Genomic DNA, 263 nt, shown 5'->3' with positions numbered 1-263 from the left:
AACCGAAATCAAGCTCCGCGTCAGCCGCGAGACCCTCGCCGCGCTGCGTGAGCACCCGCTCCTGAAAAAACGCAACAAAAGTGGCTGGGAACGCCGTGAGTTGATGAATCAGTACTTCGACACCCCAGAGCGTGACCTGGCCCAGGCCAAAGTCGCCCTGCGCCTGCGCAAGGACGGTGACGATATCATCCAGACCCTCAAGACCCGTGGCCAGAGTGTCGCCGGCTTGTCGGAACGTAACGAATACAACTGGGACTTGCCCA

The 263-nt window shown here is 60.1% G+C and carries 1 protein-coding gene; it reads left to right on the top strand.

Translation table 11 applies throughout. The annotated features are described in order from the left end of the window. Positions 1-263 (top strand): inorganic triphosphatase (locus tag SB765_RS30655; RefSeq protein WP_410932621.1); only part of this gene is annotated, 263 nt, incomplete at both ends.

Source organism: Pseudomonas sp. SIMBA_067 (genome assembly GCF_046534675.1).
Lineage (GTDB): Bacteria > Pseudomonadota > Gammaproteobacteria > Pseudomonadales > Pseudomonadaceae > Aquipseudomonas > Aquipseudomonas putida.
Note: the sequence above shows the minus strand (reverse complement) of the source record. Positions and strands in the feature narration are given on the sequence as shown.